Raw genomic sequence first — 19,253 nt, forward strand, 5'->3', positions numbered from 1 at the left:
GGGAACACCTTCCTGGTGCGGTGGAGTGGTGTGTGCGGGGCGCGGACACGCCCCGCACCAGATTACCGGCCCCCCGGGACCCCTCCGACAAGCGGACGATCCGGCCCCTCGGGGGACGGGCCACCCCGGCCCCGGGCCGTCACTGGCGGATCGCCCAGCCCCGCTCCCGCAGCCCGGCGGTGAGGACCGGGGCCGCCTTGGGCTCCACCATCAGCTGGATCAGACCGGCCTGCTGTCCGGTGGCGTGCTCGATCCGGACGTCCTCGATGTTGACGCCGGCGCGGTCGGCGTCCGCGAAGATGCGGGCCAGCTGGCCGGGCTGGTCGTCGATGAGCACCGTCACGTAGACGCGCGGCGCGGAGCCGTGCTTGCCGGGGACCCGGACCTGGCCGGCGTTGCCGCGGCGCAGCACGTCCGCGATGCCGGAGCCGCCCTCGCGGCGCTTGTCCTCGTCGGAGGACTGCAGCGCGCGCAGGGCGCGCACGGTCTCCTCCAGGTCGGCGGCGACGTCCGTGAGCAGGTCGGCGACCGGCCCGGGGTTCGCGGAGAGGATGTCGATCCACATCCGCGGGTCGGAGGCGGCGATGCGGGTCACGTCCCGGATGCCCTGCCCGCACAGCCGTACGGCGGCCTCCTCGGCGTGCTCCAGGCGCGCGGCGACCATGCTGGACACCAGGTGGGGCATGTGCGAGACGAGGGCCACGGCACGGTCGTGGGCTTCGGCGTCCATGACGACCGGCACCGCGCGGCAGTGGGAGACCAGCTCCAGGGCGAGGTTCAGCACCTCGGTGTCGGTGTCGCGGGTCGGGGTCAGCACCCAGGGGCGGCCCTCGAACAGATCGGCGGTGCCGGCCAGCGGGCCGGACCTCTCGCGGCCGGACATCGGGTGGGTGCCGATGTAGGCGGACAGGTCGAGGCCGCGCGCCTCGAGCTCACGGCGCGGTCCGCCCTTGACGCTGGCGACGTCGATGTAGCCGCGCGCCGCGCCGCGCCGCATCGCTTCGGTGAGCACGTCGGCCACGTGGGCGGGCGGGGCTGCGACGATCGCCAGGTCGACCGGCCCGTCGGGGGCCTCGTCGGTGCCGGCGCCGAGCGCGGCGGCCGTACGGGCCTGCTCCGGGTCGTGGTCGGCGAGGTGGACGGTGACACCGCGTCCGGTCAGGGCGAGCGCGGCGGACGTGCCGATGAGTCCGGTGCCGATGACGAGGGCGGTCCTCACTGGGCGATGTCCTTGCGCAGGGCGGCCGCGGAACCGAGGTAGACGTGCGCGACGTCGGCGCGGGGCCGGTCGGACTCGGTGTGCGCGAGGACCCGGACGACGCGGGGCATGGCGCCCTCGATGTCCAGTTCCTGGGCGCAGATCAGCGGGACGTCGACGATGCCGAGCTTGCGGGCGGCGGCGGCCGGGAAGTCGCTGTGCAGGTCGGGCGTGGCCGTGAACCAGAGGCTGATCAGGTCGTCGGTGTGCAGTCCGTTGCGCTCCAGGATCGCGGTGAGCAGGGCGCCGACCTGCTCCTCCATGTGTCCGGCCTCGTCCCGCTCCAACTGGACGGCCCCCCGGACCGCGCGTACCGCCACGACGATGCTCCTTGCTGGTGTGCTGCAGGCTGTTCGGTCGTCCAGCGTAGTCAGGCCGGGCGGGGGCGGCTCCGGGTGTTCGTCCGCTGAGACAGCCGATACGCCCGTACGACGGCCCCGGCGGAGGAAATTCCGGTCCTCCGGACGTGCGCCGCCGCGTACCCTCCCGGTCATGCTCCCCGAGACCCTGGTCGGCGACCACACGATCTACGCCTGCGTCATGGGCTCGCGCGCCTTCGGGCTGGCCACCGAGGGCAGCGACACCGACCGCCGGGGCGTGTTCCTGGCGCCCACTCCCCTGTTCTGGCGCTTCGAGAAGCCGCCGACGCACATCGAGGGGCCGGCCGAGGAACAGTTCAGCTGGGAGCTGGAGCGCTTCTGCGAGCTGGCCCTGCGCGCCAACCCCAACATCCTGGAGTGCCTGCACTCCCCGCTCGTGGAGCACGCCGACGCCACCGGCCGTGAACTCCTCTCCCTGCGCGAGGCGTTCCTCTCCCGCAGGGTGCACCTGACCTTCACGCGGTACGCCCACGGCCAGCGCCGCAAGCTGGAGGCGGACGTCCGCGTCCACGGCGCCCCCCGCTGGAAGCACGCCATGCACCTGCTCCGCCTCCTGACCAGCGCCCGCGACCTGCTCCGCACGGGCACGCTCGTGATCGACGTCGGCGAGCGACGCGCACCGCTGCTCGCCGTGAAGCGGGGCGAGGTGCCCTGGCCCGAGGTGGAGTCCCGGATGGAACGCCTGGTGGAGGAGGGCGCGGAGGCCGCCCGGCGCAGTCCGCTGCCCGAGGAGCCGGACCGGCGCCGGATCGAGGACTTCCTGCTCCGCACCCGCCGCGCCTCGGCCCTCCGCGCGGATCCGCACGGCGAGCCGGCGCGGGCCGCCGGTCAGGGCTGACGGGCACCGGCCGCCGGCCGGGCGTCCCAGAGAGTGCCCAGCGACAGCAGGTCGTCCCGGTACTCGATGCGGTCCGCCCACTCGGCCGGCCAGGCGTCGGCGCCCAGGTGCGCGCCGGCGAAGGCGCCCGTCAGGCAGGCGATGGAGTCGGAGTCGCCCGCGGTGCAGGCGGCGCGGCGCAGGGCCGTGAGGGGTTCGTCGACGAAGAGGAGGAAGCAGAGCAGCCCGGTCGCCAGTGCTTCCTCGGCTGTCCAGCCCTCCCCGGTCGCCAGGCACGGGTCGGTCTCCGGGGAGACGGTGCGCACGGCGTCCTGGAGGCGTCCGAGGATCTCCAGGCACTCGTCCCAGCCGCGGGCGATGAAGTGCTCGGGGGTGGGGTCCTGGGCGCGGGTCCACAGGTCGCCGAGCCAGAACTCGTGGTAGCGGGTGCGGTTGTCGTAGGCGTAGGAGCGCAGCAGGCCGATCAGGCCGGTCGGCTCGGCGCCCTCGGCGAGCAGCCGTACGGCGTGGGCGGTGAGGTCGGAGGCGGCGAGCGCGGTGGGGTGCCCGTGGGTGAGGGCCGACTGCAACTGTGCGGCGCCCGCGCGCTGTTCCTCGCTCAGCCCGGGGACGAGGCCGACGGGAGCGACGCGCATGTTGGCGCCGCAGCCCTTGGAGCCCACCTGGCTGGCGTGCTGCCAGCGGCGGTCCTCACGGGCCAGCAGGTGGCAGGCCTTCAGACAGGTGTTGCCGGGTGCGCGGTTGTTCTCCGGCGAGCGGTACCACTCCACGAACTCCTCACGCACCGGCCGCTCCAGCCGCTTCGGGGTGAGCGTGCCGCGGTCCATCGCGGTGCGCAGCCCCTTGCCCAGGGCGAGCGTCATCTGGGTGTCGTCGGTGACGACGGCCGGCCGGGGCAGATCCATGCCGCGCCAGGGCCCGAACTTGGCGAGGATCGACGGGACGTCGTTGAACTCGGTCGGGAAGCCCAGCGCGTCCCCGAGGGCGAGTCCGGTGAGCGCTCCCGTGGCGGCGCGCTTGGTGACGGTGGTCGCGGTCATGCGGGGCGTCCTTCCGGGGTCGGCCGGAGCAGCGGCGGATGGAGGGCGGCGGCGGTGCCCGCGCGGTACAGCGCGGCGGGTTTGCCGCGGCCGCCGGTGAGGCGCGCGGCGCCGGGCACGGCTTCGACGAAGCCGGGGGTGGCGAGCACCTTGCGCCGGAAGTTGGGGCGGTCGAGGGATGTGCCCCACACGGTCTCGTAGACCTGCCGCAGTTCCCCGAGGGTGAACTCGGGCGGGCAGAAGGCGGTGGCGAGGCAGGTGTACTCGAGCTTGGCGCCGACGCGTTCCCGGGCGTCGGCCAGGATCCGGTCGTGGTCGAAGGCGAGGTCCCGCGCGCTGTCGTACGGCGTCCAGCGGGCCTGGGCCGCGTCGCCGCCGCCCTGTGCCTCGGGGGCGTCGGGCAGCAGCGCGGTGAAGGCGACCGACACGACCCGCATCCGGGGGTCGCGGCCGGGTTCGCTGTAGGTCCGCAGCTGTTCCAGGTGCAGCCCGGACACGTCCGTCAGCGCGGTCTCCTCGCCCAGCTCGCGCCGTGCGGCGCTCTCCGCGGACTCGTCCGGCAGGACGAAGCCTCCCGGGAGCGCCCACCGCCCGGCGTACGGCTCCTGGCCGCGCTCGACGAGCAGGACGTGCAGCGCGCCCGCGCGGAGGGTGAACACGGCGAGGTCGACGGTGACGGCGAAGGGTTCGAAGGCGTGCTTGTCGTACCCGTCCACCACCCGCACCCCCTTTAATAGTCGTAGTGACTATTAAAGGGGGTGCGGGTCCTGCCGCACAAGCCCTTAGAGGTCGACCTCCTGCATCAGCATCCCGACCTCGGTGTTCGACAGCCGGCGCAGCCAGCCCGACTTCTGGTCGCCCAGGGTGATCGGCCCGAACGCGGTGCGCACCAGCTTGTCGACCGGGAACCCGGCCTCCGCGAGCATGCGGCGCACGATGTGCTTGCGGCCCTCGTGCAGGGTCACCTCGACGAGGTAGTTCTTGCCGGTCTGCTCCACGACCCGGAAGTGGTCCGCGCGGGCGTAGCCGTCCTCGAGCTGGATGCCGTCCTTCAGCCGCTTGCCGAGGTCGCGCGGGATCGGGCCCACGATGGCCGCCAGGTACGTCTTCTTCACGCCGTACTTGGGGTGGGTCAGCCGGTGCGCCAGCTCGCCGTGGTTGGTGAGCAGGATGACGCCCTCGGTCTCGGTGTCGAGCCGGCCGACGTGGAAGAGCCGGGTCTCGCGGTTGGTGACGTAGTCACCGAGGCACTGACGGCCCTCCGGGTCCTCCATCGTGGAGACCACACCGGCGGGCTTGTTCAGCGAGAAGAACTGGTACGACTGCGTGGCGACGGTCAGCCCGTCGACCTTGACCTCGTCCTTCTCCGGGTCCACCCGCTTGCCCTGCTCGAGGACGATCTCGCCGTTGACCTCGACCCTCGCCTGCTCGATCAGCTCCTCGCAGGCGCGCCGGGAGCCGTAGCCCGCGCGGGCGAGCACCTTCTGCAGCCGCTCGCCCTCCTGCTCGGCGCCGGGGAAGGTCCTGGGCGGCTTGACGTCCTTCTTGCCCGCGTACCGCTCCCGGTTGCGCTCCTCGGCCCGCGCCTCGTACTCACGGGAACGGCCGGGGGCCGTACGGCCGCGCCCGCCGCCCTGCGGAGACTGCTTGGGGCCGCCCTTGGCGCCCCCGCGCGCGGAGCCGCCGCGGCCGGACTTCGGGCCGTCCTTGGTGGCCCCGGGGCCCACGTCGTAGCGGCGCTCCTCGGGGCGGGGCTTGGCGGGGCGGCCCTGCCCCTGCTTCTGGTCCCTGTTGTTGCCGGCACCGCGGTGGTTACCGCGTCCGCCGCTCTTGCCGCTGCCGCTACCGCTGCTTCGCATCAGAATTCCGTCGTCGTCGTGTTCATCGGTGGACCGTCGTCCGCGTCCGGGGCGTCCGGATCGAACGACGGCACGCCTTCCTGTGTCTCGGCCTCGATCGCCTCCGCCTCCGGGAGGAAGGGCGCGAGCTCCGGGAGCTCGTCCAGACCGCGCAGGCCCATCCGCTCCAGGAAGTAGTTCGTCGTCGTGTACAGGATCGCACCTGTTTCGGGTTCCGCGCCCGCCTCCTCGATCAGACCGCGCTGCAACAGGGTGCGCATCACACCGTCGCAGTTGACTCCGCGTACGGCGGAGACCCTGCCGCGGCTCACCGGCCGGCGGTAGGCGACCACGGCGAGCGTCTCCAGGGCGGCCTGGGTGAGCCGGGCCTGCTGGCCGTCCAGGACGAAGCCCTCGACGGCGGCGGCGTACTCGGGGCGGCTGTAGAAGCGCCAGCCGCCCGCCACGAGCCGCAGCTCGAAGCCGCGGCCCTGGACGGTGTACTCGTCCGCCAGCGCGTTCAGCGCTTCCGCGACCTCGCGCCGGGGGCGCTGAAGGATCTTCGCCAGATGCTCCTCGGTGGCGGGCTCGTCCACGACCATGAGGACCGCCTCCAGGGCGGGTCCGAGGTCGAGGTCCGCGACGGTGCGCGCTCCCGCGGGGGTCCCGTTCGTCTCCTCGCTCACGGTTTGCTCTCCTCCTTGGGCTGCTCGGGCGGCCGGTCGAACTCGTCGGTGACGGCGGGCGCGGCCTCCCCGTCGCCGCCGGTCCAGCGCACGGTCAGCTCGCCGAGCGCGGTCTCCTGGTCGAGGGCGACGGCCTTCTCGCGGTACAGCTCCAGCAGCGCGAGGAAGCGGGCCACGACGGTCAGGGTGTCGTCGGTGTCCTGGACGAGCGCCCGGAAACTGGCCTCCCCGAGCTCCTTCAGCCGGGCGACCACGATCCCGGCCTGTTCCTGCACGCTGACCAGTGGCGCGTGGATGTGGTCGACGTACACCTGCGGCTTGGGCCGGGGCTGCATCGCCTTGACGGCGAGCCTGGCGAACCCCTCGGGCCCGATGCTGATCACGACGTCGGGCAGCAGCTCGGCGTGGTGCGGCTCCAGTCCGACGGTACGGGGGTACCGCCGGCCCTCGTCGTCGAGCCGCCGGCTGAAGATGTCGGCGATCTGTTTGTACGCGCGGTACTGCAGCAGCCGGGCGAACAGCAGGTCGCGGGCCTCCAGCAGGGCGAGGTCGGCCTCGTCCTCCACCTCGGCGGCGGGCAGCAGCCGCGCGGCCTTGAGGTCGAGCAGCGTGGCCGCCACGACCAGGAACTCGGTCGTCTCGTCCAGGTCCCAGTCCGGCCCCATGGCCCGGATGTACGCCATGAACTCGTCGGTCACCCGGGACAGCGCGACCTCGGTGACGTCCAGCTTGTGCTTGGAGATCAGCTGGAGCAGCAGGTCGAACGGCCCCTCGAAGTTAGCCAGCCGGACCTTGAACCGCCCGTCACCAGCGGCCTCTGGACCGCCTCCGGGCTCCGGCCCGGCGGTGCCCTCCCGGCCGGCCGCGACGGTGTCAGTGCCGTCCCCGGGCTCCCGCACGGGTTCCGCTCCCCCGGGCGTCACCGCGGCTTTCGGCGGGGCCTGCGGGGCGGGCGCGGGCACGGCGGATTCGGCAGCCGCCTCCGGCACGCGCGACTCTGTCGTGGGCCGACGCGCGGAGGAGCCGCCCTCAGGCGCCTCGACGGGCGTCTCCCGCGGCTGCGGCCTCCCCGGGCCGTCGGACAAGGGCTCCCGTTCCGGGGCCGCGGTGGCGGGCGCCGGCGCCGGCTCGGCGGGTGACGGGGTTTCCGGGGGAGTCTCGACGCCCGTCTCCCCCGCACGCGTCCCGCTCGTCGCGGCCGGGGCGGAGGCCGGGCCCCTGCCCAGGGTGCGGCGGCGGGACGGCCGGGCGCCGGGGGTGGGTGCGTCGTTCGAGGTCATGACCTCCGCAGGCTACCGCTACCGTCCGCGCAGGCGTCGTACGAGGATGCTGGCGTCTCCCCGGCTCTCCAGGTCGGCGAGGACCACGGCGACCGCCTCGCGGACGATCCGTCCGCGGTCCACCGCCAGCCCGTGCTCGCCGCGCAGCACCAGCCGCGCGTGTTCGAGGTCCATCAGCTCTTCGGCGGAGACGTACACGGTGATCTTCTCGTCGTGCCGCTCGCGCCCGCTGGGCCGCCGCGCGGACTGGCGTCCGCGCTTGCGCGGAGCCGCCGCGGCGCCTTCCTGCGCCGCCTGACGCCGCCCCGAGCCGGCCGCGTCGCGGCTGCGGGACTCGCCGGTCCCGTCCGGCTCCGCGTCCGCCGCGACGTGCTCCGCGCCCTCGCCGTCACCGGCCTGCGCGGGCACCGACTGCGGCGCGTCCTCGGCGGCGGCCGCCGCCGCGTCGCCCTCCCCCGCGGGTGCGGGAACACGGGCGTCGCCGTTGGCCTGGCGCCGGGGGCTGGACGCCTGGAGCGCCATCCCCCCTGTCGTACGGAAGAGTTCGTCGGCCCCGGGCAGACTCACTCGGCGTGACACCGGGCGAGCACCTCCCTGGCGAGCTGGCGGTAGGCGGCGGCACCGACGGAGTTGGACGCGTACGTGGTGATCGGCTCACCGGCGACCGTGGTCTCCGGGAAGCGGACCGTACGCCCGATGACCGTGTGGTACACGTGGTCGTCGAACGCCTCGACCACGCGCGCGAGCACCTCACGGCTGTGCACCGTGCGCGAGTCGTACATGGTGGCGAGGATGCCGTCGAGCTCCAGGTCGGGGTTGAGCCGCTCCTGGACCTTCTCGATGGTCTCGGTCAGCAGCGCCACACCGCGCAGCGCGAAGAACTCGCACTCCAGCGGCACGATCACCTTGTGGGCGGCGGTCAGCGCGTTGACCGTGAGCAGGCCGAGCGAGGGCTGACAGTCGATCACGATGTAGTCGTAGTCGTCCATCAGCGGCTTCAGCGCCCGCTGCAGCGTGGACTCGCGCGCGACCTCGCTCACCAGCTGCACCTCGGCCGCCGACAGGTCGATGTTGCTGGGCAGCAGGTCCATGTTGGGGACCGCGGTCTTCAGCAGCACCTCGTCGGCCGCCATGCCCCGCTCCATGAGCAGGTTGTAGACGGTGAGGTCGAGCTCCATCGGGTTGACGCCGAGGCCGACCGACAGCGCGCCCTGCGGGTCGAAGTCGACGAGCAGCACCCGGCGCCCGTACTCGGCCAGCGCGGCTCCCAGGTTGATGGTCGACGTGGTCTTGCCGACGCCGCCCTTCTGGTTGCACATCGCGATGATCTTCGCGGGGCCGTGGTCGGTCAGCGGGCCCGGGATCGGGAAGTACGGCAGCGGACGCCCGGTCGGGCCGACGCGCTCGCGGCGCTGGCGCGCCGCGTCGGGCGCGAGCGTGGCCGCGTACTCGGGATCGGGCTCGTACTCCGCGTCGGGGTCGTAGAAGTGCGCCTCGGGCAGTTCGTCGTAGTCGGCGAGATGGTTGTGGGGCGCGCCACTTCCGTCGCCGGCCATGGCGTTCACGTGATGGCCATCCATGCTCTGGTGTGCTGGGCGAGTCACCCCTGCTGTCTGGTGACCCCGGTGGGCTGCGAAGGTGCGCACTGCGACGGAGCCGACAGCAGCGACTCCCGCGGACCCCTGGGCCGGTGCGGGCATTCCTGGTTGACCACCCCCGGGAGTAAATGTCGACTCATTCACAAGTCGTCTTACCTCCTTGGTGACCAGGAAACTTCTAGACAGGTCAGCGTGGCACCATGCCGACGATTGGCGACTCTATGGCGTGTCGGCCGTCCGCAGCAACACAATCCGCCGGACCCGGCCCGATGTGTCGACAATGAAACATCCCTCTGTCAAGGGCGTACGGCCGTCGCACCGCAGGCTTCACGGGTGTGCGAATCGGTAGAAGGGTTACGTTCGAGGCGAGTTGTCCCGGAATCAAGAAGTGACCATACACACATCCGGCCGGACCTTGTGGCACAAGGTCCGGCCGGATGCGTGGCGTTGACGACACATGTTGACGTATCGCCTTTACGGGTGGACGACTTGGTCGACTTGCCGTCCCGGCGGCTCAGCCGAGCAGCGAGGCGAGCTCGACGTGCTCCAGGCCGTGCGCCTGGGCGACCTCCTTGTAAACGACCTTGCCGTCATGCGTGTTGAGTCCCTTGGCGAGCGCGGGGTCACGGCGCAGCGCCTCCACCCAGCCGCGGTCGGCGAGTTCGACGATGTACGGCAGCGTGGCGTTGGTCAGCGCGTAGGTGGAGGTGTTGGGCACCGCGCCGGGCATGTTGGCGACGCAGTAGAAGACCGACTCGTGCACCTTGAAGGTCGGCTCGGCGTGCGTGGTCGGGTGGGAGTCCTCGAAGCAGCCGCCCTGGTCGATCGCGATGTCGACAAGGACACTTCCCGCCTTCATCCGCGACACCAGCTCGTTGGTGACCAGCTTCGGGGCCTTGGCGCCGGGGATGAGCACCGCGCCGATCACCAGGTCGGCCTCGAGGCAGGCCTTCTCCAGCTCGAAGGCGTTGGAGACCACGGTCTGGATCTTCGAGCCGAAGATCCGGTCCGCCTCGCGGAGCTTGTTGATGTCCTTGTCGAGCAGGGTCACGTGGAAGCCCATGCCGATGGCGATCTGGGCGGCGTTCCAGCCGGAGACGCCGCCGCCGATGACGACGGCCCGGCCGGCCAGCACGCCGGGGACACCGCCGGGCAGCACACCGCGGCCGCCGTTGGCGCGCAGCAGGTGGTAGGCGCCGACCTGGGTGGACAGCCGGCCGGCCACCTCGGACATCGGCGCGAGCAGCGGCAGCGCGCGGCTGGGCAGCTCGACCGTCTCGTAGGCGATCGCGGTGGTGCCGGACTCCAGCAGGGCGTCCGTGCACTCCTTGGACGCGGCCAGGTGGAGGTAGGTGAAGAGGGTCTGGTCCTTGCGCAGGCGGTGGTACTCCTCCGCGACGGGCTCCTTGACCTTCAGCAGCAGATCGGCGGCGGCCCACACCTCGTCGGCGGTGTCCAGGATCTGCCCGCCGGCGGCGGTGTACTCGCCGTCGGGGATCGAGGAGCCGACGCCGGCGCCGCGCTCGATGACGACCTGGTGGCCGTGGCGCACCAGCTCGTGGACGCCGGCGGGGGTGATGGCCACCCGGAACTCGTTGTTCTTGACCTCGCGGGGGATGCCGACCTTCACGTCGATCACGGTCCTTGGCTCAGAGGGTAGGGGGATATCACTACACATACCCGGGCACGCACGGGCACACCGGGAGAGACCGCAGGAGATGGTGCGGCAGAGCCAGTTTAATGAAGGTGTTCCCGCTGTCTAGCCTTTCATTGCATCAATCTGCAGCGGGAGTGCTGCGGATTTCGCAGGCGTTAGCGTCGTGTTCCGGTTCGACGTCCTCGTCCGCGGCCTCCTCGGCCAGCATCCGCTCGGCCGTGTCCCGGTGCAGCGCGGCCGACGCGGGGTCGCCGAGGTGCTCGAAGGAGTCCGCGAGCCGCAGGTGCAGCGCCGCCTGCAGCCGGCCGTCCTCGGCCCGGCGCGCCCACTCCACGGCCTCCCGGCAGGTGCGCAGCGACTCGTCGAAGCGTCCCGCGTACTCCTGCACCCGGGCCAGTTCGCTCAACGCCCGGGCCTGGGCGGCGATGTCGCCGTTCTTGCGGTGTCCGGCCACGGCCGCGCGCCAGTTGCGCAGCGCCTCGCCGTAGCGGCCCGCGTAGGTGTGGGCGACGCCGATGCGGCCGTAGAGCCGGGCGGCGTCCTCGCGCTCGCCCCGGGCCAGCCGCTCGGTCAGGGCCCGGCCGAACCAGTCGGCGGCCCGGTCGTAGTCGTCGAGCTCGAGATGGGCGCCGCCCACGGATTCCATCGCGCGGCCGGCCGCGTACGGGTCGTTCGCCTCGCGTCCGGCGTCCAGCGCGGCCCGGTAGCGGCCCAGGGCGTCCGTGGTGCGGCCGGTGCGGGCGTCGAGGTCGCCGAGGTTCAGCAGGGCCGCGGCCCTCTCCCGCGGCAGGTCCCGGCGCTCGGCGACGTCGAGGACCAGGCCGTGCAGGTCGTACAGGTCGCTCGCGGCGGCCTGGGTGCCGAAGTGCGCCACCATGGCCCGCACCAGCTGCGACATCAGGCGCCGGGCGAGGGTGTCCAGCTCCCCGTCGGCGACCGCGAGCCGGGCGGAGGCCAGCAGGGCGGGACGGCGCAGGCGCAGCCAGTCCGCGGCGGCCCGCGGGCCGGAGAAGCGCAGGGCGCGCGGCATGCCGAGGAGCTTCTCGCGCGCCTGGGGGCTGTCGGTCTCGGTGATTGCCCGGCACGACTGGAGCAGCCGCACGGTCCGCTCCAGCATCCTGGCGCGGGCCAGCTGGAGCTCGGCGGGCCGTTCGTGCGCCTCGGCGAGCGCGCGCAGCAGGGGGTGCAGACAGCAGGGCACCTCGAACTGCTCCGGCGACGGCCCCGCGGGGTGCAGCAGTCCGTGGGCGGCGAAGTCGTCCAGGACGCCGCGGGCGGCCTCCACCGAGCAGCCGGCCAGGGAGGCGGCGGTGTGCGGGTCGACCAGGCCGGCCGGGGCCAGGCTGAGCAGCCGCAGGGCCCGGGCGGCGGACGCGGGCAGCGAGTCGTGCACGAGGCCGAGGACCCGGCCGACGACGGTGCCCCGGCCGGGGTCGGTGTGCAGCTGCTTGGCGAGGTCGGCGACGGCGGCCTTGGGCCGGGCGGCGAGCCAGCCGCCGGCCAGCGCCAGGGCGGCCGGCTGGCCCTGGCACTGCTCGGCGAGGCGCTCGGCGGCCCGGGGGTCGACCGTGACGCGGACCGACCCGGTGTACCGGGAGAGCACCTCGACGGCGGACTTGGTGTCGAGTCCGCCCAGCGTGCACGGGCGGACGTCGGCGATGCCGGTCAGCGGCCCCGAGGAGACGACGACGGCCAGGCAGTCCGGGTTGTCCGGGAGCAGCGCGTCGACCTGCTCGGCGTCGGCCGCGTCGTCCAGCAGGAGCAGCGCCCGCCGGTCGGCGAGCGCGGCGCGCAGTGCCTCGCCGAGCTCGTCCTCGCCCGCCCCGGCCGGGGCGGGCGCGTCCAGCGCGTCGAGCAGTTCCCGCGCGGCGCGCGCCACGGGCACGCGCGTGCCGTCGGGTTCGCCGAGCCGGACGCGCAGCACGCCGTCGGGGTAGCGGCCGGCGACCTGGCGCACGAGTTCCCCGGCCAGCGCCGTGCGGCCGGAGCCGGGCCGGCCGGCGATGAGCAGCACCCGCGCCCGGGGGGCCTTGCGGCCGGAGAGGGTGTCCAGTCCCGCGCGCTCGATGTCGGCGCGCAACTCCTTCAACTCCCTGGTACGGCCCAGGAATCGACCCTCGTCGGCGTCCTCCCTGAGGAGCCGCGCACCGTCTGGGTCCACCGCCTGATCCGTCACGGGCCACACTCCCGTCCCACCGCACGCGCAAGCCCGCCGGGTCCCCGGTTCGGGCGTTTTCCAGAGCCTAGTTCACGCTCTGCGACGTTCCCTGTGGAGCGCGGCGGGCATATCCCCCGATCGGATCAGCCGATGGTCATATCAGCTGGGGGATGCGGCGGGGATCAAGCCTCGAAGGGGCGCGCCGGCCACGGCGACTGCGCCGGGCGCAGCGCGTCCAGGCCGTCGCCGGCCCGCGCGGCGACGAGCGAGAGCACGCCCACCACCAGGCAGTTGTTGTGCAGCTCACCGGCCAGCACGCCACGCACCAGCTCCTCTGCCGGGACCCGGGCCAGCTCCATGTCGGCCTCCTCGTCCTCGACTTCGAAGCGCTCGCCCTCGGCCTCGGAAAGACCCCGGGCCAGGAAGATCCGTACGGCCTCGTCACAGCCGCCGGGCGTGGTGTAGACGTCGGTCAGCACCCGCCAGTCCTCCGCCTTGACGTGCGCCTCCTCGTACAGCTCCCGCTGGGCGGCGTGCAGCGGGTTCTCGCCCGGCACGTCGAGCAGGCCGGCCGGGATCTCCCACAGCTTGTGGCGCACCGGGTGGCGGTACTGGCGCAGGACCACGACCCGGTCGGCGTCGTCGAGGGCGAGGACGGCCACCGAGCCGGGGTGCACCTGGTAGTCACGGTGGACCACGGTGCCGTCGGGCATGACCACGTCGTCGGTGCGGACGGAGGTCTTGTTGCCCACGAACGGGGTCCCGGTCGCGCGGACCTCCCACTCTTCCGGGCTGTCCTTGATCGTCATGGCTGTCCTTCCCGACGTACGGCGGTCATGCGCGTGCCGTGCGTGCACTCGTGCAAAAAAGCGGCCGGGGCGCGCACCCTGTGAAGGTTCGCACCCCGGCCACCGTACAACTGGGCGTGTTACTTCGAGATCTTCCGCTCGACCGCCGCCTTCACCAGGCCGGCGAAGAGCGGGTGCGGACGGGTCGGACGCGAGCGCAGCTCCGGGTGCGCCTGGGTGGCGACCAGGTACGGGTGGACGTCCCGCGGGTACTCGACGTACTCGACGAGCTTGCCGTCCGGGGAGGTTCCGGAGAAGACGATGCCCGCCTTCTTCTCCAGCTCCGCGCGGTAGGCGTTGTTCACCTCGTAGCGGTGCCGGTGGCGCTCCTCCACGTACTCCTTGCCGTCGTACACCTCGCGCACGATCGAGCCCTCGGCCAGCTTGGCCGGGTACATGCCGAGCCGCATGGTGCCGCCCATGTCGCCCTCACCGGCGACGATGTCCATCTGCTCGGCCATGGTGGAGATGACCGGGTGGGCGGTGGCCGGGTCGAACTCGGTGGAGTTGGCGTCGGAGACGTCCGCGAGACTGCGCGCCGCCTCGATCACGATGCACTGCAGACCCAGGCACAGGCCGAGCAGCGGGATGCGGTTCTCCCGGGCGTACTTGATGGCGCCGACCTTGCCGAGCACACCGCGGTCGCCGAAGCCGCCGGGGATGCAGACGGCGTCGACGTCCCCGAGCTGCGCCTGGGCGCCGGCCGGGGTCTTGCAGTCGTCGGAGGTGACCCACTTGATCTTCACGCGGGCCTTGTTGGCGAAGCCGCCGGCGCGCAGCGCCTCGGTGACCGAGAGATAGGCGTCGGGCAGGTCGATGTACTTGCCGACCAGGGCCATGACGATCTCGTGCTCGGGGTTGTGGACGCGGTCGAGCAGGTCGTCCCAGGTCGTCCAGTCCACGTCACGGAACGGCAGGTCCAGCTTGCGGACCACATAGGCGTCCAGGCCCTCGGAGTGCACGACCTTCGGGATGTCGTAGATCGAGCGGGCGTCGGGACAGGCGACCACGGCGGCCTCGTCGACGTCGCACATCAGCGAGATCTTCCGCTTGATCGCGGTGGGCACCTCGCGGTCGCAGCGCAGCACGATCGCGTCCGGCTGGATGCCGATGTTGCGCAGCGCCGCCACCGAGTGCTGGGTGGGCTTCGTCTTCAGCTCGCCCGAGGGGCCGATGTAGGGCAGGAGAGAGATGTGGACCACGAACACGTTGTCGCGGCCGACCTCGTGCCGCACCTGGCGGACGGTCTCCAGGAACGGCAGCGACTCGATGTCGCCGACCGTGCCGCCGACCTCGGTGATCACCACGTCGACCTCGTCGGTCGCCATCCGGCGGATCCGGTGCTTGATCTCGTTGGTGATGTGCGGGATGACCTGCACGGTGTCGCCCAGGTACTCGCCGCGCCGCTCCTTGGCGATCACCGTGGAGTACACCTGGCCCGTGGTGACGTTCGCCGAACCGTCCAGGTCGCGGTCGAGGAAGCGCTCGTAGTGGCCGATGTCCAGGTCGGTCTCGGCGCCGTCGTTGGTGACGAACACCTCACCGTGCTGGAAGGGGTTCATCGTGCCCGGGTCGACGTTCAGGTACGGGTCGAGCTTCTGCATCACGACGCGCAGACCGCGGGCCTTGAGCAGCATGCCGAGGCTGGAGGCGGTCAGGCCCTTGCCGAGCGACGAGGCGACACCCCCGGTGACGAAGATGTGCTTGGTCGTCGAAGCGGTGCTGTTTCGATAAGCGGGGGGCGGCATGGCCAAGACGGGGCTCCCGTGGTCGCGGTCTCTGGGTGCGGTTCCGGGGTTCTCTCGCCCACCGGTCCACGGGCTACCAGCGTATCAGCGCCGCGGAGGGATGGCTCCCGGCCACGCTCCGCGCACGCGCCGCCACTGGGTGGCCACCGCACACGGGACCGTCACCCCCTGCTCACTCGTTCGGCTGAGCCGGGTTGTCCCGAGCGGCACACAGATCATCTACGTGCGTCGTATCCTGCTCGGACACTCGCTGCCGAGCCCGGCCGGCCGAAGGGCACCACCCCACGCCCGTTACTTCCGGAACAACGTGAGCTCGTCAGTTCGTTGAACATGGATTGACGCTTTGCATTCACTGTTCGGTGACTGCTTTGCTTCACAGCTCAACGACGCATTTCACAATCCCCTTGACCGCACTAGCGACAACCCCCTCGCGGGGTGACGTGGCCGTTCGACTGGAGTTGCACGTGGCCGGGCGCATCGAAGACTACGCACTCATCGGAGACATGCAGACCGCGGCACTGGTCTGCCGGGACGGCACGGTGGACTGGCTGTGCCTGCCCCGTTTCGACTCCCATGCCATCTTCGCCGGCCTGCTGGGGACCGAGGAACACGGATTCTGGCGGCTGGGTCCCGAGCACGCCGAGGGTGCCGAGCCGCCCGCGGCGACCCGGCGCGCCTACCGCGGCGACTCGCTGATCCTGGAGTCGGAGTGGGACACACCGCGCGGCACGGTCCGGGTGACGGACTTCATGCCCCCGCGTGACGGCGCCCCGCAGCTGATCCGCATCGTGGAGGGCGTCTCGGGCCGGGTGCCCATGCGCTCGGCGCTGCGGATGCGCTTCTCCTACGGCAGGGTGGTCCCCTGGGTGCACCGCCACGAGGGACGCACGGTCGCCGTCGCGGGCCCCGACTCCGTGTGGTTCGACACCTCCGCCGAGACGTACGGCGAGTCGCTGACCACGTACTCGGACTTCACCGTCGCGCCGGGCGAGCGGATCGCGTTCACCGTCTCGTGGGAGCCCTCGCACAAGCAGCCGCCGCCGCTGGCGGAGCCGGAGCAGTCGCTGGAGGCGACCGAGGAGTTCTGGCGCGAGTGGGTCGAGCACTGTACGTACCACGGCCCCTACCGCGAGGCCGTGATCCGCTCCCTGATCACGCTGAAGGCCCTGACCTACGCCCCGACCGGCGGCATCGTGGCCGCGCCGACCACCTCCCTGCCGGAGGACATCGGCGGCGTCCGCAACTGGGACTACCGCTACACCTGGCTGCGGGACGCGGCCATCACCCTGTCCTCACTGCTGCGCACCGGCTACCGGGAGGAGGCCCGCGCCTGGCGCGAGTGGCTGCTCCGCGCGGTGGCGGGCGACCCGGAGAACCTGCAGATCATGTACGGCATCGCCGGTGAGCGGGAGCTCGGCGAGGCGGAGCTGGACTGGCTGCCCGGCTACGAGGGCTCCACCCCGGTCCGGGTCGGCAACGGCGCCGCGCACCAGCTGCAGCTGGACGTGTACGGCGAGGTCACCGAGGCCCTGCACCTGGCCCACATGACGGGCCTGGCCCGCAACGACTACGCCTCGGTGCTCCAGCTGAAGCTGATCCGCTACCTGGAGGACCACTGGCAGGAGCCGGACGAGGGCATCTGGGAGGTGCGCGGCCCGCGCCGCCACTTCGTGCACTCCAAGGTGATGGCCTGGGTCGCCGTCGACCGCACCATCAAGCTGATCGAGTCCGGCGACGCCGACGGCCCGCTGGAGCGCTGGAAGCAGCTGCGCGACGACATCCACCGGGACGTCTGCGAGAAGGGCTACGACAAGGAACGCAACACGTTCACGCAGTCGTACGGCTCCCGGGAGCTGGACGCCTCGCTGCTGCTGATCCCGCAGATGGGCTTCCTGCCGCCGGACGACAAGCGGGTCATCGGCACCATCGAGGCCATCCAGCGGGAGCTGTCCACCTCGGACGGCTTCATCCTGCGCTACCCCACGGACGGCAAGGACGAGGGCGTCGACGGCCTGCCGGGCGACGAGGGTGCCTTCCTCGCCTGCTCGTTCTGGATGGCCGACGACCTCGCGATGATCGGCCGGGTCGACGAGGCCCGCAGGCTGTTCGAGAAGCTGCTGGGGCTCCGCAACGACCTCGGGCTGCTGGCTGAGGAGTGGGACTCGCGCCTGAAGCGCCAGGTCGGCAACTTCCCGCAGGCCTTCAGCCATGTCCCGCTGATCGACACCGCCCTGCGGCTGACCGCCTCGGGGGCGTACGGGGGCTGAGCCCCGGACGGGTAGCGTCCGGGTATGGACAGCGCATACGACACCCGGGGCGCCGGGATCACGGTGCGGCGGGCGCTGGAGCTGCCCGCTCTGCGCAGTGGACTGCCCGAGGTCGTCGCGGGCACCGACCGGCTGGGGCGCACGGTGCGCTGGGTGCACGCCGGTGAGGTGCCCAACATCGCCTCGCTGCTCAAGGGCGGCGAGCTGCTGCTGACCACCGGGTACGGGCTCGGCACCCGCCCCGCCGACCAGCGCGCGTTCGTCCGCACGCTGGCCGAGCGGGGCATCGCCGCCCTCGTGGTGGAGCTGGGCACCCGCTTCGGCCGGCTGCCCGCCGCCCTGGTCGACTCGGCCCGTGCGGCGGGGCTGCCGCTGGTCCAGCTGCACCGCGAGGTGCCGTTCGTGACGGTCACCGAGGAGATCCACACCGAGATCGTCAACGGGCACTACGCGCTGCTGCAGCGCGCGGAGGAGGTGCACCGCCGGTGCACCGAGGCGCTGCTGGGCGGCGGCGGGGTCCCCCAGGTGCTGGAGATCCTCGCCGGGTTCACCGGCAACCCGGTGTTCCTGGAGACGACCGACGGCCGGCTGCTGTACGCGGCCGGCGAGGGCCCCGAGGGCGCGGACCCGCTCCAGGTGTGGGAGGGACTGCGCGACCGGCAGCGGGAGGACCCGCCGGCCGGTTCGGCCCTGGTGGACGTGCCCGGGAGCGGCCCCGGCGGTGGCGGCGTACGCGCCCGTCTGGTGCTGCTCCCGGTGCGCAACGCCCCGGAACCGGTGCACCGGATGGCCGCCGAGCGGGCGGCCGGGCTGCTGGCGGTGGTGCTGATGCAGGCCCGTCAGGAGGAGGAGCTGGCGGCGCGCGGGCGCGGGGACTTCCTCACCGACCTCGCCGAGGGCCGGATCGGCGCGCGGGACGCGCCCGCGCAGGCGCGCGTGCTGGGCTTCAAGCCGGGCTCCGGCCCGCTGCTGCCGGTGGTGATGCGGCTCGGTGACGCCCTGCCGCCGCAGGGCGGGGGCTGGGCGGTGCTGGCCCGCGCGGTGGGCGAGGAGCTGGCCTCCCTCGGGGTGCCCGTGCTGCTGGGCGTGCGGCCGGTGGAGGGGCGGGTCCCGCTGTTGCTGGGGCTGCGCGCGGAGGCCGAGCGGCCGGCGGTCGCGGACCGGGTGGCGGCGGCGCTGCGGGCGGGCGTGGAGCGCGCGGGCATACTGCGGCCGGGCGGGCGGCCGCCCGTCGTGGTGGCAGGGCCGGCCGGCGGCTGGGCGGCGGCGTCCACCGGCCTGCGGCACGCGGCGGAGACGGCGACGGCGGCGCAGGGACTCCCGGACCGCCCCTGGTACGACGCCCGCCGGCTGGACATCGACCTGCTGTTGTGGCGGCTGCGCGACCACCCGGACCTGGCGGACTTCGTGGACCGCTCGATCGGTCCGGTACTGGACCACGACCGCCGGTCCAAACCGCCGCTGCTGCCCACCCTGGAGACCTATCTGGCGCACGCCGGACGCAAGGCCGAGACGGCCCGCGAACTCCATCTCAACCGGCAGACGCTCTACAACAGGCTCGCCCGCATCGGGGAGTTGCTGGGCAGCGACCTCGACGACCCGCACACCGTACTGGCGTTGAGCCTGGCCCTGCGGGCGCGGCGGCACGTGCCCTGAG

Annotated in this window: 16 protein-coding genes; 3 read left to right on the top strand and 13 right to left on the bottom strand. The window is 72.6% G+C overall.

All coding sequences use genetic code 11. The features are described 5' to 3' along the window. Nucleotides 1–139: 139 nt before the first annotated feature. Nucleotides 140–1,219, bottom strand: a complete 1,080-nt coding sequence (locus CNQ36_RS07540; protein WP_121545424.1) for a prephenate dehydrogenase — start codon at nt 1,217–1,219, stop codon at nt 140–142. Continuing rightward, nucleotides 1,216–1,578 carry a chorismate mutase gene (aroH, locus tag CNQ36_RS07545; RefSeq protein WP_121545425.1) on the bottom strand — a complete coding sequence of 121 codons (363 nt, stop codon included), beginning with the start codon at nt 1,576–1,578 and terminating at the stop codon, nt 1,216–1,218. The genes CNQ36_RS07540 and aroH overlap by 4 nt, the downstream gene beginning before the upstream one ends. Nucleotides 1,579–1,750: 172 nt before the next feature. Between aroH and CNQ36_RS07550 the strand changes: the two genes are divergently transcribed. Further along, nucleotides 1,751–2,476 (top strand): nucleotidyltransferase domain-containing protein, encoded by a 726-nt coding sequence (locus tag CNQ36_RS07550; protein ID WP_121545426.1) that lies wholly within the window; start codon nt 1,751–1,753, stop codon nt 2,474–2,476. Here the strand turns inward: CNQ36_RS07550 and CNQ36_RS07555 are convergent. From CNQ36_RS07555 to CNQ36_RS07605, 11 genes are all read right to left on the bottom strand, one after another. After that, nucleotides 2,467–3,516 (bottom strand): ADP-ribosylglycohydrolase family protein, encoded by a 1,050-nt coding sequence (locus tag CNQ36_RS07555; RefSeq protein ID WP_121545427.1) that lies wholly within the window; start codon nt 3,514–3,516, stop codon nt 2,467–2,469. The two genes, CNQ36_RS07550 and CNQ36_RS07555, sit on opposite strands and share 10 nt — an antisense overlap. Next, nucleotides 3,513–4,232, bottom strand: a complete 720-nt coding sequence (locus tag CNQ36_RS07560) for an NUDIX hydrolase (protein WP_121545428.1) — start codon at nt 4,230–4,232, stop codon at nt 3,513–3,515. The genes CNQ36_RS07555 and CNQ36_RS07560 overlap by 4 nt, the downstream gene beginning before the upstream one ends. Before the next feature lie 66 nt (nt 4,233–4,298). After that, on the bottom strand, nt 4,299–5,375 hold the full coding sequence (locus tag CNQ36_RS07565; protein ID WP_040907559.1) for a pseudouridine synthase: 1,077 nt from the start codon (nt 5,373–5,375) through the stop codon (nt 4,299–4,301). Continuing rightward, nucleotides 5,375–6,040 carry an SMC-Scp complex subunit ScpB gene (gene scpB / locus CNQ36_RS07570; RefSeq protein WP_004933213.1) on the bottom strand — a complete coding sequence of 222 codons (666 nt, stop codon included), beginning with the start codon at nt 6,038–6,040 and terminating at the stop codon, nt 5,375–5,377. Before scpB ends, CNQ36_RS07565 begins: the two co-directional genes overlap by 1 nt. Beyond that, on the bottom strand, nt 6,037–7,320 hold the full coding sequence (locus CNQ36_RS07575) for a segregation and condensation protein A (protein WP_121545429.1): 1,284 nt from the start codon (nt 7,318–7,320) through the stop codon (nt 6,037–6,039). The genes scpB and CNQ36_RS07575 overlap by 4 nt, the downstream gene beginning before the upstream one ends. Before the next feature lie 18 nt (nt 7,321–7,338). Further along, entirely contained in the window at nt 7,339–7,899 is a 561-nt protein-coding gene (locus tag CNQ36_RS07580; protein ID WP_240659416.1) for a hypothetical protein, read from the bottom strand. Continuing rightward, on the bottom strand, nt 7,884–8,885 hold the full coding sequence (locus CNQ36_RS07585; RefSeq protein ID WP_387914337.1) for a ParA family protein: 1,002 nt from the start codon (nt 8,883–8,885) through the stop codon (nt 7,884–7,886). The genes CNQ36_RS07580 and CNQ36_RS07585 overlap by 16 nt, the downstream gene beginning before the upstream one ends. Nucleotides 8,886–9,432: 547 nt before the next feature. Continuing rightward, nucleotides 9,433–10,557 (bottom strand): alanine dehydrogenase, encoded by a 1,125-nt coding sequence (gene ald, locus CNQ36_RS07590; protein WP_040907557.1) that lies wholly within the window; start codon nt 10,555–10,557, stop codon nt 9,433–9,435. Between the two features lie 136 nt (nt 10,558–10,693). Continuing rightward, nucleotides 10,694–12,751, bottom strand: coding sequence for a tetratricopeptide repeat protein (locus tag CNQ36_RS07595; RefSeq protein ID WP_121545432.1), 2,058 nt, complete (start codon nt 12,749–12,751; stop codon nt 10,694–10,696). 164 nt (nt 12,752–12,915) lie between these two features. Beyond that, entirely contained in the window at nt 12,916–13,542 is a 627-nt protein-coding gene (locus CNQ36_RS07600) for an NUDIX domain-containing protein (RefSeq protein WP_004933204.1), read from the bottom strand. A 119-nt stretch (nt 13,543–13,661) separates the two neighbouring features. Next, on the bottom strand, nt 13,662–15,329 hold the full coding sequence (locus tag CNQ36_RS07605; RefSeq protein ID WP_004933202.1) for a CTP synthase: 1,668 nt from the start codon (nt 15,327–15,329) through the stop codon (nt 13,662–13,664). A 464-nt stretch (nt 15,330–15,793) separates the two neighbouring features. On the opposite strand from CNQ36_RS07605, the gene CNQ36_RS07610 reads away from it, so the two are divergent. Next, nucleotides 15,794–17,596 (top strand): glycoside hydrolase family 15 protein, encoded by a 1,803-nt coding sequence (locus CNQ36_RS07610; protein ID WP_040907555.1) that lies wholly within the window; start codon nt 15,794–15,796, stop codon nt 17,594–17,596. Between the two features lie 24 nt (nt 17,597–17,620). After that, complete coding sequence (locus tag CNQ36_RS07615; protein WP_121545433.1) at nt 17,621–19,252, top strand: PucR family transcriptional regulator; 1,632 nt, start codon at nt 17,621–17,623, stop codon at nt 19,250–19,252. The last annotated feature ends 1 nt before the right edge of the window (nt 19,253 follow it).

The sequence above is a fragment of the Streptomyces fungicidicus genome (genome assembly GCF_003665435.1).
GTDB classification, from domain to species: Bacteria; Actinomycetota; Actinomycetes; order Streptomycetales; family Streptomycetaceae; genus Streptomyces; species Streptomyces fungicidicus.

Excerpts from the sequence above, each read along its gene's own strand:
- CNQ36_RS07550 (WP_121545426.1), top strand. The coding sequence starts at position 1,751 with ATGCTCCCCGAGACCCTGGTCGGCGACCACACGATCTACGCCTGCGTC.
- CNQ36_RS07555 (WP_121545427.1), bottom strand. The coding sequence starts at position 3,516 with ATGACCGCGACCACCGTCACCAAGCGCGCCGCCACGGGAGCGCTCACC.
- CNQ36_RS07565 (WP_040907559.1), bottom strand. The coding sequence starts at position 5,375 with ATGCGAAGCAGCGGTAGCGGCAGCGGCAAGAGCGGCGGACGCGGTAAC.
- CNQ36_RS07575 (WP_121545429.1), bottom strand. The coding sequence starts at position 7,320 with ATGACCTCGAACGACGCACCCACCCCCGGCGCCCGGCCGTCCCGCCGC.
- CNQ36_RS07600 (WP_004933204.1), bottom strand. The coding sequence starts at position 13,542 with ATGACGATCAAGGACAGCCCGGAAGAGTGGGAGGTCCGCGCGACCGGG.
- CNQ36_RS07605 (WP_004933202.1), bottom strand. The coding sequence starts at position 15,329 with ATGCCGCCCCCCGCTTATCGAAACAGCACCGCTTCGACGACCAAGCAC.
- CNQ36_RS07615 (WP_121545433.1), top strand. The coding sequence starts at position 17,621 with ATGGACAGCGCATACGACACCCGGGGCGCCGGGATCACGGTGCGGCGG.